The sequence below is a fragment of the Pandoraea pulmonicola genome, assembly GCF_000815105.2.
GTDB classification, from domain to species: domain Bacteria; phylum Pseudomonadota; class Gammaproteobacteria; order Burkholderiales; family Burkholderiaceae; genus Pandoraea; species Pandoraea pulmonicola.
In genome coordinates, this window is record NZ_CP010310.2 from 5,567,583 (window position 1) to 5,582,360 (window position 14,778).

13 protein-coding genes are annotated in these 14,778 nt (G+C 65.7%); 3 read left to right on the plus strand and 10 right to left on the minus strand.

The genetic code is table 11. The features are described from left to right. Positions 1-30: 30 nt before the first annotated feature. Together RO07_RS24080 and RO07_RS24085 are read right to left on the minus strand one after the other, a co-directional pair. Positions 31-2,310, minus strand: coding sequence for an NADP-dependent malic enzyme (locus tag RO07_RS24080; RefSeq protein ID WP_039406459.1), 2,280 nt, complete (start codon positions 2,308-2,310; stop codon positions 31-33). A 322-nt stretch (positions 2,311-2,632) separates the two neighbouring features. Next, positions 2,633-3,880, minus strand: a complete 1,248-nt coding sequence (locus tag RO07_RS24085; protein ID WP_084072787.1) for an MFS transporter — start codon at positions 3,878-3,880, stop codon at positions 2,633-2,635. Between the two features lie 357 nt (positions 3,881-4,237). Here RO07_RS24085 and RO07_RS24090 point away from each other — a divergent pair, with 357 nt between their 5' ends. Both RO07_RS24090 and crcB read left to right on the plus strand, forming a co-directional pair. Then, the gene (locus tag RO07_RS24090) at positions 4,238-4,927 is read left to right on the plus strand and encodes an orotate phosphoribosyltransferase (protein ID WP_039406462.1); all 690 of its coding nucleotides are present in this window, start codon (positions 4,238-4,240) and stop codon (positions 4,925-4,927) included. Between the two features lie 125 nt (positions 4,928-5,052). Further along, the gene (gene crcB / locus RO07_RS24095) at positions 5,053-5,451 is read left to right on the plus strand and encodes a fluoride efflux transporter CrcB (RefSeq protein ID WP_039406465.1); all 399 of its coding nucleotides are present in this window, start codon (positions 5,053-5,055) and stop codon (positions 5,449-5,451) included. A 23-nt stretch (positions 5,452-5,474) separates the two neighbouring features. Here crcB and RO07_RS24100 read toward each other — a convergent pair whose 3' ends face one another. Further along, a complete protein-coding gene (locus tag RO07_RS24100) occupies positions 5,475-6,320 on the minus strand; it encodes a helix-turn-helix transcriptional regulator (protein WP_039406468.1) in 846 nt (281 codons plus the stop codon). A gap of 137 nt (positions 6,321-6,457) precedes the next feature. On the opposite strand from RO07_RS24100, the gene RO07_RS24105 reads away from it, so the two are divergent. Then, complete coding sequence (locus RO07_RS24105) at positions 6,458-7,261, plus strand: class I SAM-dependent methyltransferase (RefSeq protein WP_039406471.1); 804 nt, start codon at positions 6,458-6,460, stop codon at positions 7,259-7,261. Between the two features lie 2 nt (positions 7,262-7,263). Here the strand turns inward: RO07_RS24105 and RO07_RS24110 are convergent, their stop codons facing one another. The 7 genes from RO07_RS24110 to panS all read right to left on the minus strand — a co-directional run bounded on the left by RO07_RS24110 (position 7,264) and on the right by panS (position 14,733). Continuing rightward, positions 7,264-8,778 carry an NAD(P)/FAD-dependent oxidoreductase gene (locus RO07_RS24110; protein WP_039406473.1) on the minus strand — a complete coding sequence of 505 codons (1,515 nt, stop codon included), beginning with the start codon at positions 8,776-8,778 and terminating at the stop codon, positions 7,264-7,266. Positions 8,779-8,791: 13 nt separating this feature from the next. Then, the gene (locus tag RO07_RS24115; RefSeq protein WP_039406474.1) at positions 8,792-9,598 is read right to left on the minus strand and encodes a fatty acid desaturase family protein; all 807 of its coding nucleotides are present in this window, start codon (positions 9,596-9,598) and stop codon (positions 8,792-8,794) included. 56 nt (positions 9,599-9,654) lie between these two features. Beyond that, entirely contained in the window at positions 9,655-10,233 is a 579-nt protein-coding gene (locus RO07_RS24120; RefSeq protein ID WP_084072788.1) for an AfsA-related hotdog domain-containing protein, read from the minus strand. A gap of 45 nt (positions 10,234-10,278) precedes the next feature. Next, complete coding sequence (locus RO07_RS24125) at positions 10,279-11,679, minus strand: protoporphyrinogen/coproporphyrinogen oxidase (RefSeq protein ID WP_237171337.1); 1,401 nt, start codon at positions 11,677-11,679, stop codon at positions 10,279-10,281. A gap of 396 nt (positions 11,680-12,075) precedes the next feature. Continuing rightward, positions 12,076-12,858 (minus strand): peptidylprolyl isomerase, encoded by a 783-nt coding sequence (locus RO07_RS24130; RefSeq protein WP_072637142.1) that lies wholly within the window; start codon positions 12,856-12,858, stop codon positions 12,076-12,078. 72 nt (positions 12,859-12,930) lie between these two features. Beyond that, positions 12,931-13,491 (minus strand): gamma carbonic anhydrase family protein, encoded by a 561-nt coding sequence (locus tag RO07_RS24135; RefSeq protein ID WP_039406478.1) that lies wholly within the window; start codon positions 13,489-13,491, stop codon positions 12,931-12,933. Between the two features lie 288 nt (positions 13,492-13,779). Beyond that, complete coding sequence (panS, locus tag RO07_RS24140; protein ID WP_039406480.1) at positions 13,780-14,733, minus strand: ketopantoate/pantoate/pantothenate transporter PanS; 954 nt, start codon at positions 14,731-14,733, stop codon at positions 13,780-13,782. Positions 14,734-14,778 lie beyond the last annotated feature (45 nt).

Sequence of the window (14,778 nt, forward strand, 5' to 3'; positions counted from 1 at the left end):
CCGTCGATCGGCGGCGCCACGACCCGAACATCAACGGCTGACGTTGGCGGCGGCCACCGCGGTCATGTTGATGATACGTCGCACGGTCGCGGCCGGCGTCAGGATGTGAACCGGCTTGGCGCAGCCGAGCAGGAACGGGCCGACCGTCACGCCTTCGCCGCCCGTCATCTTGAGCAGGTTGTACGTAATGTTGGCGGCTTCCACGTTCGGCATGACGAGCAGGTTCGCCTCGCCCGACAGACGCGAGGCCGGATAGGCCGCGCGACGCACCGCTTCGGACAGCGCGGCATCGCCGTGCATTTCGCCGTCGACTTCCAGTTCCGGCGCACGCGCGGCCAGCAGCTCGGCCGCACGCGCCATGCGCTGCGCCGATGCCGACTTCACGCTGCCGAAGTTCGAGTTCGAGAGCAGCGCCACCTTCGGTGCAATGCCGAAGCGCTCGATTTCCTTCGCGGCCAGCACCGTCATCTCGGCGAGCTGCTCCGAGGTCGGCGTCTCGTTCACGTACGTGTCGCTGATGAACAGGTTGCGCTTCTCGAGCATCAACAGGTTCATGGCGGCGTAGTTCTCGACGCCGGCGGCGCGGCCAAGCACTTGATCGACCACGTCGAGATGACGATGGTACGTATCGATCATGCCGCAGATCATGCCGTCGGCTTCGCCCAGACGCACGAGGATCGCGCCGATGAGCGTGTTGTCCTTGCGCATGGCCGCCTTGGCGACCTCCGGCGTGACACCATGGCGGGCGCCGAGGTTGTGATATTCCTGCCAGCAACGCTGATAGCGCGAGTCGTCTTCCGGATTGACGATTTCGAAGTCGACGCCCGGCTTGAGCTTCGAGCCGATCTTCTGCAGGCGCATCTCGACCACGGCCGGACGGCCGATGATGATCGGCTTGGCGATACGCTCGGCGAGCACGAATTGCGCGGCGCGCAGCACGCGCTCGTCTTCGCCCTCGGCGAACACGATGCGTGCGGCGTCGTTACCGAAGCGTGCGCGCGCGGCGGCGAACACCGGGCGCATGATGAAGCCCGTGCGATACACGGTCGTGCCGAGTTGCTCGCGATAGGCGTCCATGTCCTGAATCGGACGCGTGGCCACTCCCGAATCCATCGCGGCTTGCGCCACGGCCGGCGCGATCTTCATGATCAGGCGCGGATCGAACGGCTTGGGAATGATGTATTCCGGACCGAATTCGAGCGACTGGCCCTCGTAGGCGCGCGCGACTTCTTCGCTCTGCTCCTCTTCCTGCGCGAGTTCGGCGATGGCGCGCACGGTGGCGAGCTTCATCTCCTCGGTGATGGTGGTCGCACCGACGTCGAGCGCGCCACGGAAGATGAACGGGAAGCACAGCACGTTGTTGACCTGGTTCGGATAGTCCGAACGGCCCGTCGCGATGATGCAGTCCGGACGCGCCGCCTTGGCGACTTCCGGACGAATTTCCGGTTCCGGGTTGGCGAGCGCCAGAATCAACGGACGCGGGCCCATGGTCTTGACCATGTCGGCGCTCAGCACACCGGCGGTCGAGCAGCCGAGGAAGACGTCGGCGCCGTTCGAAGCGTCGGCCAGCGTGCGAGCTTCGGTGGCCACGGCATAGCGCGCCTTGCTTTCGTCGAGCTTGTCGCGGCCGCTGTGGATCACGCCCTTCGAATCGAGAACGAGGATGTTCTCTTTCTTCAGGCCGAGATTCACGAGCAGGTCCAGACAGGCGATGGCGGCGGCGCCCGCGCCCGAGCACACCAGCTTGACCTTGGCGATGTCCTTGCCGACGACCTTCAGGCCGTTGAGGATGGCGGCCGACGCAATGATGGCGGTACCGTGCTGATCGTCGTGGAAGACCGGGATCTTCATGCGCTCGCGCAGCTTCTTCTCGATGTAGAAGCACTCGGGCGCCTTGATGTCTTCGAGGTTGATGCCGCCGAGCGTCGGCTCGAGCATGGCGATCGCTTCGACGAGCTTGTCCGGATCGTGTTCGGCGAGTTCGATGTCGAACACGTCGATGCCGGCGAACTTCTTGAACAGGCAGCCCTTGCCTTCCATCACCGGCTTGGCGGCGAGCGGGCCGATGTTACCCAGGCCCAGCACGGCGGTGCCGTTCGTGATCACACCCACGAGGTTGCTGCGCGACGTGTAGCGGTTCGCGGCGAGCGGGTCTTCGGCGATGGCCTCGCAGGCGTACGCGACGCCCGGCGAATAGGCCAGCGACAGATCGATCTGGTTCGACAGCGGCTTGGTCGGCGTCACCGAGATTTTGCCCGGACGCGGATTCTCGTGGTACGCCAGGGCGCTTTGTTTCAGTTGTTCATCCATATCTCGATACCTAAGAACAGGGCGACGGCCGGTCTGTGCCGCATGCGGGCAGCGTGTCGACTCGGCCGTCTTTTGACGGGATCACGGCGGGGAAGAAGCCTTCCGGAGGGATTCGGCGATTGTGTCGTCGACGGAGTTCTTCGCGGCGCGGCGGCGTGATGACCGACGCTTCCCCGGCCCGGAATGTCGCGCTCTCGCGCGTCGGGCCGTGGGACTTGCGGTGCGCCGGACGCACCGCAGGACGCAAAGTGTACACCCTGCGCCGAAAGCCCGATGCCGCGCGCGCAGTATGGCGCGCGTGCGTCCGGGCTGGCCGGCGGCCTTATTGCAGCGCCTCGCCGCGACGCTCGGGGATCAGGAACAGCGTGGCGATGATGTCAAGCACGTAGATGCCCGCGAGAAAGACGAGCGCCAGCTTGAACGAGTACGCTGCCGCGAGGGCGCCCACGGTGAGCGGGCCGAAGCCGCCCACGGCGCGGCCGATATTGAACAGCACGTTTTGCGCGGTGGCCCGGGCCGCCGTCGGATACAGCTCGGAGATGAGCGCGCCGTAGCCACCGATCATGCCGTTCACGAACAGCCCCATCACCGCACCGCCGACGAGCAGCGCGAACTGCGACTGCAGTTGTGCGTACACGAACACCATCACGACCGCGCCGATCTGGTAGCCGATGAAGGTCGGACGACGGCCGACGCGATCGGCCAGGCGCCCGAACAGCCAGATGCCGAACGCCATGCCGAGCACCGTCACCGCCGTCCACATGGCCGACTTGGTGAGCGAGTAGCCGAACGTCTTCGACAGGTAGGACGGCATCCAGATCATCAGGCCGTAGTAACCGAAATTCTGCACCGAGCACAGGATCGCCACGCCGAGGCTCGCGCGCGTGGTCGCGCAGTCCTTGACCAGCAGCTTGAGCGGCGCATGCTCGCGCGGCTGCTTCTGCTGCGCGAGGAACATCTCCGGCTCGCCGAGCGTGCGACGCATGACGAACGACACCACGGCGGGCAGCAGGCCGACGGCAAACATGCCGCGCCAGCCGATGACCGGCAACAGCACCGGCGTGAGCAGCGCGGCGGCGAGCACGCCCGCCTGCCACCCCAGCCCCACGAACGACGACGCCCGCGCCCGACGGGCCGGTGCGCACGCCTCGGCGGCCAGCGCCATACCGATGCCGAATTCGCCGCCCAGGCCTATGCCGGCAATCGTGCGGTACGCGAGCAGATCCCAGTAGCCCTGCGCGAGCGCGCACATGCCGGTGAACACGGCGAAGACCAGGATCGTCCACGACAGCACGCGCACACGACCGTAGCGATCCGAGAGCATGCCGAAGACGATGCCGCCCACGACCGCACCGACGAGCGTCCAGGTCACGAGCGCGCCGGATTGCGCGCTGGTGAGCGCGAGGTCGGCTGCGATGGCCGGCAGGATGAAGCCGAGGATCAGCAGATCGAAGCCGTCCATGGCATAGCCGATGGCGGAGGCCCACAGGGCGCGGTTCGCGTAGGCGTTGTCTTGCGGCACACCGGCGAGCGGTGAAGCGGCAAGCGAGGGCGAGGAATCGTTAGGCATGAGCACGTCCGACGGGGCTGAAATTCGGCGAGAGTGTATGCCTGTCATAAAGGCTCGGCAACTATCTCTTTTTTTGGACTCATCTGTCGTCGGCAGATTTTCATATGCGCTGTGCGGGCACTCTTTGCGTATTCCGCGCTCGAAAAATATACGCTAAGTGCATAATTGCCCGTGCATCTGCTCAAACTTGTGGCATAATTCGCGTTCAAGCGCCGGGCTGTCGCCGCAGCACGCACCGACCGGCCGACTTGCTCAGCCGTTCTGCCGTGGCGCCCCCATGCCGCGGCGGTGCGCTGACCGACCCATGACTCCTGGTTGTACGCCGCGCGGCGGGCAGCCAAGCAAAGGAACCGCATCATGATTGGCATCGACCGCCAGGCGATTTCCGACATCACCGCCAAGATCCTGCTCGAAGTGGGCGCGGTGCATTTCAACGCCGAGAAGCCGTACATCTTCACCTCGGGCTGGGCCAGCCCGGTCTACACCGACTGCCGCAAGCTGATCTCGTACCCGCGCGTGCGTCGCACGCTGATGGACTTCGCCGAGGCCGTCATCATTCAGGACGTCGGCTGCGAGCAGTTCGACACGGTGGCCGGCGGCGAGACCGCGGGCATTCCGTTCGCCGCCTGGATCGCCGACAAGCTGATGCTGCCGATGCAGTACGTGCGCAAGAAGCCGAAGGGTTTCGGCCGCAATGCGCAGATCGAGGGGGATTTGCCGGAAGGCTCGCGCGTGCTGCTCGTCGAGGATCTGACGACCGACGGCCGCAGCAAGATCAACTTCTGCAAGGCGCTGCGCGAAGCCGGTGCGAAGGTCAATCACGTGTTCGTGATCTTCCACTACGACATCTTCCCGGAGAGCCGTCAGGTGCTCAAGGACATCGACGTGCAACTGCACTCGCTGGCCACGTGGTGGGACGTGCTGCGCGTTGCCAAGCAACAGAACCACTTCGACACGAAGACGCTCGACGAAGTCGAGAAATTCCTGCACGCACCGGCCGAGTGGTCGGGCGCGCACGGCGGCGCCACGTCCTTCCCGAAGGACTGAGTTCCGTGGCAGTATTCGCTTGAGAGGCGAGATGTGGCCGAACGGCCGGCTTGAAAAGGCCGGCCGTTTTTTCATCCGCCCGCATCCATCGTCACAATTCGCACGATCCGGGAGGAGAGTCGCCCATGGTTGCTTCGGTCGTCGCCATCAGTATCGGCGCCGCACTCGGCGCGCTGCTGCGCTGGGTGCTCAACGTGCAATTCAACGCGCTACTGCCCACGCTTCCGCTCGGCACCCTCGCCGCGAACCTCGGCGGCGGCTATCTCATCGGCATCGCCGTGGCCGTCTTCAGCCACGTGCCGTCGCTGCCCGTCGAGTGGCGCCTGTTCATCATCACCGGCTTTCTCGGTGGCCTCACCACCTTCTCCACGTTCTCCGCCGAAGTCACCGAACTGCTGCGCGAAGGACAGATCGGCTGGGCATCGCTGATCGTCGTCACGCACGTCGGCGGCTCGCTGATCATGACGCTGCTCGGCATGGCCAGCGGCACGCTGCTCGTGAACTGGCTGCGTCCGGTAGCCTGAATCTTCCGACGACGGCGCACCGGTTACGGCAGCAGCATCACGAGCTTGACGTCGTCATGGCCGGACAGGCGAAACGTGACCTGCGCGAAATCGATGTCGCCCCGCACCGGGTGATGGAAGCCCCGCCGCCCGCCTTCGCGCTCCACGACATCCTGTTGCGACCACAGCGCCGCGAAGACGCGGCTCTCGCGTTGCAGGGCATCGGTGAGCGCGCGCACCGGCGTGTCGTCGAGATACGCGCTGCACTCCGCCCGAAATTCCGCCACCACGCGTCGCGCGCGGCTGTCCCAATCCCGGATCAGCGCTCGCGCGCCGACGTCGAGAAAGATGTAGCGCATCAGGTTCTTCGCGCCAGGGGTGTCGAGCCAGCCGCGAAAGATGTCTGCCGCGGCGTCGTTCCACGCGAGCACGTCCCAGCACCGGTCGAGCGCATACGCAGGCGCGGCCACGGCCGCGACAGCCGCCTGCACCTGCGCCGCCGCGTGATGCGGCAACGGCTCGGCGCCACGCTCCGGGTCGCGCCGGCCGGCGAGTTCGAACAGATACGCCCGCTCGGCGCGCGAGAGGCGCAGGGCACTCGCCACTGCCGCCAGCGCACCCGCTGAGATCGACACCTCGCGCGCCTGCTCGATCCACGTGTACCAGGTAGCCGACAGGCCGCACAACTGCGCCACCTCTTCACGGCGCAGGCCAGGGGTGCGGCGACGCCCGATCGGCGGTAGCCCGACGGCGGCCGGTGTGAGCCGCTCGCGATGCGCGCGCAGGAAGTCGCCGAGCGCGCGACGCTGGCTCGCGGCGCCGCGCGCGTCGTCGGCGGGTGCGTCGTCCAGACGTGCAACGTCGGTTTGCAGGATAGGGGTAGTTTTCATACCAGGATAAATGCGTAACTTGTACCGGTATCGACGAGCCATTATCGTGACACTCGTCGACATCGTGCAAGCCCCGATTGGTGCACGACATCCGCACCTGCTGCGCGCCGCGCCCCCACAAACGAAGGAGACTTTCCGTGAGCGATTCCCAACGTCCAGCGTCGTCCGCCGTCGACGCCCATCAAGCCCACAATACCGTCGTCACCGGCCAGTTCGGCCCGCAGGCGTCGGCCTATCTGACGAGCGCCAATCATGCGCAGGGTGCCGATCTGGAGCAACTCGCCGCCATCGCCCGGGCTCACCCCGGCGCCCAGGTGCTCGACCTCGGCTGCGGCGCGGGCCACGTGAGCTTCTTCGCTGCTCCGCACGTCGCGCGCGTGGTGGCCTACGACCTGTCGTCTGACATGCTCGGTGTGGTGGCCGCCGAAGCGGCCAAGCGCGGGCTCGCGAACGTCGTCACGCAACTGGGCGCGGCCGAATCGCTGCCATTCGAAGACGCCAGCTTCGATCTCGTCTTCAGCCGCTACAGCGCGCATCACTGGGCGGACGTGGGCGCCGCGTTGCGCGAAATGCGCCGCGTGCTCAAGCCGGGCGGGCGCGTGGCGATCTGCGACGTCGCCTCGACCGGGCAACCGCTCTTCGACACGTATCTGCAAGCGGTCGAAGTCCTGCGCGACACCTCGCACGTGCGCGACTACTCACTCGGCGAATGGCTGACGATGGCAGCCGGCGCGGGCTTCACGGCGACCTCGCTCACGCCGCGCACGCTGGACCTCGACTTCAGGACGTGGACCGCGCGCATGCGCACGCCCGAGCCGATGCAGGCCGCCATCCGTGCACTGCAGACGGCGATGGCCGACGACGTGCGTCGGCATTTCAGGATCCAGCCGGACGGTTCGTTCACGCTCGACACGTTCACGCTCGAACTCGTCGCCGGCTGACGCTACCTGGGCCGGGTAGACCGGGCGACGCCATCGCGCGCGCCCGGAGCGCCCCGGTGAGCCGCCCTTCGCGCCTCTTCACCGGAGACAAGCCGCCAGGCGACCCGCGCTGCCACGGAAGGCGCGAACAACGCGGCGGGCGGCTCGATCATGTGCATCACGCGCAGAAATCTCCGATAGACGGCCTCGTCGTGGACGGCCATGGCGAGCAACACTTCCACGTAACGCTGCATGAACCGCGCTTTCCAGTGCGTCATCCCCTGGTTTGCGGTCTGGCGCAGATCGACGCCCGTCGCAAAGATCCAGGCACGCTCGGCGACGCGGGCGAGCGCGCGCTGCAACGCCAGACTGCCGGGCACCTCCCCCGCGCTGCGACGCTCGCGCAGATGCGCGAGATGCGCATCCAGTGCCACGGCACTCAATGCGGCGACCGTCATGCCCTGCCCGTACACCGGGTTGAAACTGCACGCGGCGTCGCCGAGCACCGCGAAGCCGGCGGGCCATGCCGCCATCTCGTCGAAGTGGCGCAGGCGATTTTCGGTGCGACGGAATCGCCGAATCGGCGATACGGGTTCGGCATGCGCAATCGCGTCGTGGAGCGCGAGCCCGCGCAGGCTGTGCGCGAACGCCAGGAAGCCGGCGTCGTCGCCGGGAGGATAATCACCCCCCGCCCCTGTCAAGGTGACGATCCAGCGATTGCCCTCGATCGGGAAGATCGTGCCGCTGCGCAGGCACTCCGGCGGACGACCGTGAATGACGAGCGCGTCCCAGTCGCGCCAGACCGAGCGCTTCGGCATGCGATAAAGGCGGCTCGAATAGCCGACTCGGGCGTCCACGACCGTCTCCTGCACGGCTTCGAACCCCGCCGCCAGCAACCACGTTGGGGCGCGAGAGCTGCGACCGCTGGCGTCGACGACAAACGCGGCGCCCAGGGTTTCGACGCTGTCCGCACCGCAGCCACCGTCAGCTTCATCGGTATTCGCCGACGATTCGCCGCAACGGCGCCGAACGTTCACGCCGCAAACGCGCCCGAGCACGGGATCGAAGTGCAGGCCCGTGACGTCGCGCCCGGTCAATACGCTGACTCGCGCGTGCGCGAGCACCCGTCGACGCACTTCGAATTCGAGTAGATCGCGGCTCGTCGACCACGTGACGAAGCCCTCTTCGGCGCGCGCCAGCCATCCCGCGGGCCCTAGCCAGCGCACCGAGCGATACCAGTCCAACGGCACCGCGCCGGCGTCGAGCAACGTCTGGCCAAGATCGGGAAACAACGCCTCGAGCGTCTTGCGGCCACGCATCAGCAGTTGGTGAACATAGTGCCCTTGAGGAACCCCGGCCCTCGGCCCGGGGGCATCGCCAAGGCGGTCGCGCTCCACGAGCAGCACTTCATCGAAATGCCCAGCCAGAACATGCGCCGCGAAAAGGCCCGCCATGCCGGCGCCGATCACGATGGCGCGCCCGGTGGCGTCCCGTGGCGCGGTGCGGACGATCCTGGCTTGTGTGGGTTCAAGCGTCACGATGGACCTCCCATTATCGGAACCATCGATTCAGCGGGCTCGACGAAGGCGGCACCTCGATCCGATGCGCGATCTGCCGATGGAATTCCGGCAGACGGCTCCAATGCATGCCGGGCCGTACGTGATGGGCCAGGTGATAGCCGTTGTTGAAGAACACCCGGTTGAGCCAACGATGCGTCTTGGTGTGCGATGCCTTGAACGGATCGGTGCCATGGAGATCGATATGATCGTCGTACGTCAGTTGAATGAAGTTGAGCCAGACGAGAACGATCGGCGCGACGAAAAACAGAAGTGCGTTGCGCGGGTCGTGATAGAACAGTGCCGCCACGACGACGACGCTGGCGGCCACCTGCCAGAGACAACGCCGCCGCAGATGCCGGCAGGTGCGGCCGATGCGCAGCACGTGATAGTCATACGTCAGGAAATAGTGCGCGACGTAGACGAGTCTCGACATCTTTCGTCCGCCTGCGTCGATCCACCGCGACGGATCGCGCTCCGGTTCCATGTAATGCAGGTGATGCCCCCGACTGTGGTGCAGACGGAACTTCGCGGCGTACATGCCGGTTTGCAGGAACATCACCAGTTCGATGGTCCGGTTGCCCCACACGTTCGAGAACATGCCGACATGCGACTGATTGTGCACCGCGGTCGACACGGCGATCTGCGGCAGCAGCAGCAATACGGCACACGCGATCGCCGTGCGCAGGTCCCGGATGCAGAAGTAGGCCGTCCACTGCAACGCCGCCGTCCCCGCCACAAGGGCGAGCGGGGCGAGATCCTGTGAGTAGCGTAGGCCCAGGAAGCGGGCAAGCGATTTCATGATGCCTCCTTGCAGCGCGAAAATGCGGGAGCACGGGGGTGTGGGGGCACTACGGCTCAATGCACATCGCGCGCCTTGCTCGCATGGCGCAGACGGGCAAGCAAGGCCGGCGACGAGAAGCTCCAGTGCGCATTCATCGTGCCGAGCGTGCGGCCCGACTGCAGCCACTCGCTCCTGCACGCCAGCGACGACAGACGCTCATGGCGGTAGGCTTTCTCGACGATCACGAGCCGCACGGCGAGCGGCGCGTGCAGTTCGGCGAAATGCACGAAGGTGACCTCGAGCGAATCGAGGACGAATGCCAGTTCGTGAGACACGTCGTAGAAACGATGCGAAATCGCCGTGCCGACCTGACGCGTCGCCTCGATCAGCATGAGCCCGGGAACGTGGTCGAGCGGATGCTCGAAGAAGAACCCGTGGTGCGGGTCGATCGCGAGCATCGCCGTGAAGCAGTCGTGGCCGTCCGGCGTCGCGTCGGCCCTGTCGATCGACGCGACGAACACGTTGGCCGGATCGCACTTGTGAACCAGCGCACTATCGAGCCGGGTCGTTATCTCGATGGCGTCCGCCGCGTTGCTGTAGCCGCTTCCGGCATTGCCGGCGACGGCGTCGGGGTGAGTCGCTTGGGGGTCCATGGCAGCTCCAATCAAACGTGTGGAAGCGAAGATCGCGCCGGCAGTTCAATGCCGGACGTTTCCCGACGCGCGGAAGCCGTAGCCGGGGTCGGCGGTGTACCGCGGATGACGTTCGGGAGACGACTGCGCAATGCAAGCCGCCGCCTCCTGCGCCGAGAACATGCAGGCCTCGATCGAGGCGCCGCGCAGGTAATCGCCAGCCAGCGCGAGGCCGTCGATGGCATGGCGGGGATCGCGAAGCAATGCGCGCAACCGGTAGTGATGCGGCGCGTAGGCGCACAGTCCGGGATCGAAGAGATGCGTGACGAACTCGCGGCGATCCTCGCGACCGACCGGGATGTAGCGATTCAAGGTCGCTTCGGCCATGTTCAGCAGGCCCTCGGCGTTCTGCGCCGATAGGCCGCTCTCGCTTCGAGCTGCGTCGATCACGGCGCGCGCCTTGCGGCCACTGAACGTGTAGCGCACCGTATCGAGCCTGTCGATGCCGTAGGCGCCGGCATTGCTCAACGCACAATCCGGGCCGAACGACAGGCCACGCACGGTGGGCGAGAATATCGGCCGACCGTAGGCGGCGACCGCCACGAGCACGGGGAAGTAACGAATTTCATCGAGCGCCGCGGCGAGCAGGGCGTCGTGCTCGCGCAGCAGATCGGCGCTCACGCACGCGGGCGTCGCGAGCACCACGCGATCGTACGCCAGGTGCCGAAGGCGGCCATCGTCATGCCGCGCCAGCACACCCGAGACATGCCCGTTGCGTACCATGAGCTGCTCCACCCGCACATTGCAGCGAACCTGCAGCGGCGCGACCGCGGTGCGAACGAAGGCGCCCATGCCATCCTTGAGCTGGTCGTAGGTATCGAGCCACATGCCAAGGTGTGTGCCGAAATTGCCGAGGTGGATCTCGTCGGGCTCCGCACCGTTCATGCGCACCGACATCGCCCGCACGACGGAACGGCAGAATGCGGCGCTGAAGTACGACGAAATCGGCGAATCGTCGGCGCGACGCGCCAACGCGGCGAACGACGGCCCATCGAGAAAGCGGTTGCGGTCATCGAGCCACACGCGGGCGCACAAGGCGGCCAGACGTATCGCGTCGGCGGGCGGGCAACCCTTGATGTAGGCGAGCGTGCTTTGCAGACGATGCGTGCTGTCGAGCGTAACGATGCGTCCGTTGCGAATGCGCGATGTGTTGATCCCGAACGGCTCGAACGCAAACGATCCCAGTTCTTGCGCCAGCGCGCGAAAGCGCCGATAGCGTCGACCGATATTCTTGCCACCGAGATCGACGCAGTGGCCATCGAGCATCGCGGTCGTCATCCGGCCGCCCGGCGCACCCCGCTGTTCGAGCAATTCGACATGGACGCCCGCCGCGCGCAGGTAGTGTGCCGCCGCGATGCCGGATATGCCGCCGCCAACGACGGCGCAGCTCGGAGTACTCATCATCATTCACCCCCGCATGTTCGAAAGACATGCTCAAAGTACCGTGACGGCGACACGCGAATATCACGACATCCTAAGCATATGCGAAGGCGAAATATCCCTTGAATCTTATGGAGCGTTTACTGATAGTGATCCACCGGAGGCGTGGCAAACGAGCCGCCTTCCGCGACGCATGCCAGGCGCTCGTCGGGATTTCAAAGGAATTTCATGGGGAGTTTCCGGTGGGCACCGGATAGGGTTGTGCAAGCCCACAAACGCAATGAGGCCGGATTCCGCTCAGCGGAATCCGGCCTCCCATCGACGCGTCTGTTCGACGCCGGAAAATCAACTCACCGTGGCACGGACGTTCTCGTTCCGGCGTGTCGAACTTGTCTTGACCTGTCGCTTCGGCGATGGCGCCGGTTATTGAATCCAGAACCCTTCATCGCTCTTTTCGCCGCCCGCATCGCTGCCCTTCTCGCCACTGATGTCGGCCGCGCCAGCGAGCAGCGCCACGTAGTGACGCAACGCCCTCGCCCGCGCTTGCTCATACAACTGCGCCGCGATGCGATCGGCCACGCGCTCGAAGGGCGGCATGCGCCCTTTCACTCGGCGCTCGATGCGTACGACGTGAAAACCGTAGCGCGTGTTGATGAGCCGCGGCACGACGCCGAGCCGCTCGCCGCAGAACAGCACCAGTTCGAACTCCGGCGCACCGCTGCCGCGAGCAAGCATGCCGAGGCTGCCGCCGTCGCGGCCTGACGGACAGTCCGACATGCGCGCCGCGACGGACTCGAACGACGCCGGCTCGGCGAGCACGGCATCGAGCGCCGCCTGCGCACGCCCGAGCGTGGTGGACAGCGGCACGCCGGCAGACAGCGCGAACAGGATGTGACTCGCCTGCACCTTGTCGCCCACACGGAACTGCCCGGCATGATCATGGAAGTAGGCCCGGCATTCGGCCTCGGTCGGGCGTCGCACATGCACGTCGCGCGTGAAGAGCGCATCGATGATCGCGTCATCGCTTGCGCTGTCCACGTCGGTCTCCGCGAGCAATCGCAGATCGCGTACGCGCTGGCGCAGCAACTCGCGGCTCACGAGTGCGTGCCGGGCTGCCGCTTCTGGATCGGCAACGTCTCGATGCCGATCGATCTCATCGGCGACGCGGCGTGCGTCGATGACAATACCGTTGACACTCAAAGACATGACGGACTCCTGCAATACGTTGACTGCGACGCCCCCACATTTCCGCCAGCCCGACCGATCCATCGCCTGCGTTCAGAACTCGTTCTGAATGCGGCGATACGCGCGCGCGAGCTCCACGTTGGTGCGACTCACCGACTCGGAGAACTCGCGCGCGTCGACCGTGACCTTCGGAATGGTCGCGAGATCGGTCTCGCGGCTGATATGCGTGGTCGACGGAATATAGAAGTTCTCGGGAATATCCCGTCCGTCGATCACGCTGTTGTGCCGCACGACCACGCCGTCATGGACGACGCAGTTGAACAGCACCGAATTGAATCCGATGAAAACGTTGTTACCGATGGCGCACGGTCCATGCACGATGGAGCGATGCGCGATGGACGTGTTCTCGCCGATGGCAACGCGTGCACCGTCTTTCGAATGGATCACGACCCCGTCCTGAATATTGGAATTGGCGCCGATCACGATCGGCTCCATCTTGCCGTTCTCGTCGACCTCATCGGCCCGCAACACGGCATAGGGGCCGATGAAGACATTCTCGCCAACGATGATCTGGCCGCACAGAATGGCCGTCGGATCGATGAACGAGCTTTCGTGCACCACGGGGTAGTCCCCGCGCGGATTCTTTCGCAACATTGTGGGATGACTCCAGACCGTTCGCTCGTACGCCGGGCCGAGACAGGGCGTCGCGCGTCTTGCACGAAGCGTCGCTGCCGGGATTGGCCATGTCGGCCACGTCGGAATACGCCCTGTGGGCGAGCGGAGGAAAGGGAACACGGACAGGCACCGTGATGCGGATTCTCTCACCGCCGCGAACGGTATATCGATGTTGTAGGCGATGAGAGGCAGAAAGGCAAATGACCGCGATGACGGCGCGGCCACCCGTTGTGCGCCGCACACACTCGCGCGCGGCGCTGGAAGACGTCAATGCATCGGCCGCGTTGCCGCCGCCTGCGCATCGTTGGCGGTGCCTGTCGGACGACCGCGCCAGTAACCGGCGAGAAGCGAGCCCGAGAGGTTGTGCCAGACCGAGAACAGCGCCCCAGGCAGCGCGGCGAGCGGCGTGAAGTAAAGCTTGCCCAACGTGGCAGCCAACCCCGAATTCTGCATGCCCACTTCGATGGCGAGCGTGCGGCAGATCGATTCGTCGAAGCCGAGCAGGCGTCCGCCCCAGTAGCCGCCGAGCAGCCCCAGGCCGTTGTGCAGCACCACGCCGAACATCACCAGCGGGCCGACGGTCGCGATATTGCCCTGGTTCGCCCCGACCACCGCGCCGATGATCAGCACGATGGCGATCATCGAGACGAGCGGCAGATAGCGCTCGAGCGCCCGCACGACGCCGCCGCAATAGCGGTTGATGAGCAGCCCCGCGCCGATCGGCAACGCCACGATCTGGAGAATCGACAGCAGCATGCCTTCGACGTCCACCGCGATCGATGCATCGACGTACAGTCGTGTGAGCAACGGCGTGGCAAACACCCCCACGAGCGTGGACATCGCGCTGATCGTCACCGACAGGGCCACATCGCCACGCGCGAGGTAGATCATGACGTTCGACGCGGTGCCGCTCGCCACGCTGCCCACGAGCACCATGCCCGCCGTCAGATCGGGCGGCATGTGCAGCACGCGCGCGATGATCCACGCAGCCAGCGGCATGACAAGATAGTGCAGCACCACACCGGCCACGATCGGCGCGGGACGCGTGAAGACGCGTTTGAAGTCGTCGAAAGTGAGGGTTACGCCCATCGCGAACATCACGACGGTCAGCAATGCGGTGACGTGCGGCGTGATGCCGGAGAAACTGCCAGGCGAGAAAAAGGCAAATACGGACAGCAGCAGAGCCCACAACGGGAACAGCCGGGTGACACGGGCGATCATGGAATCCTCGGAAAACGGGCAGGCGGCGCGTGCATGGCCCGGGCC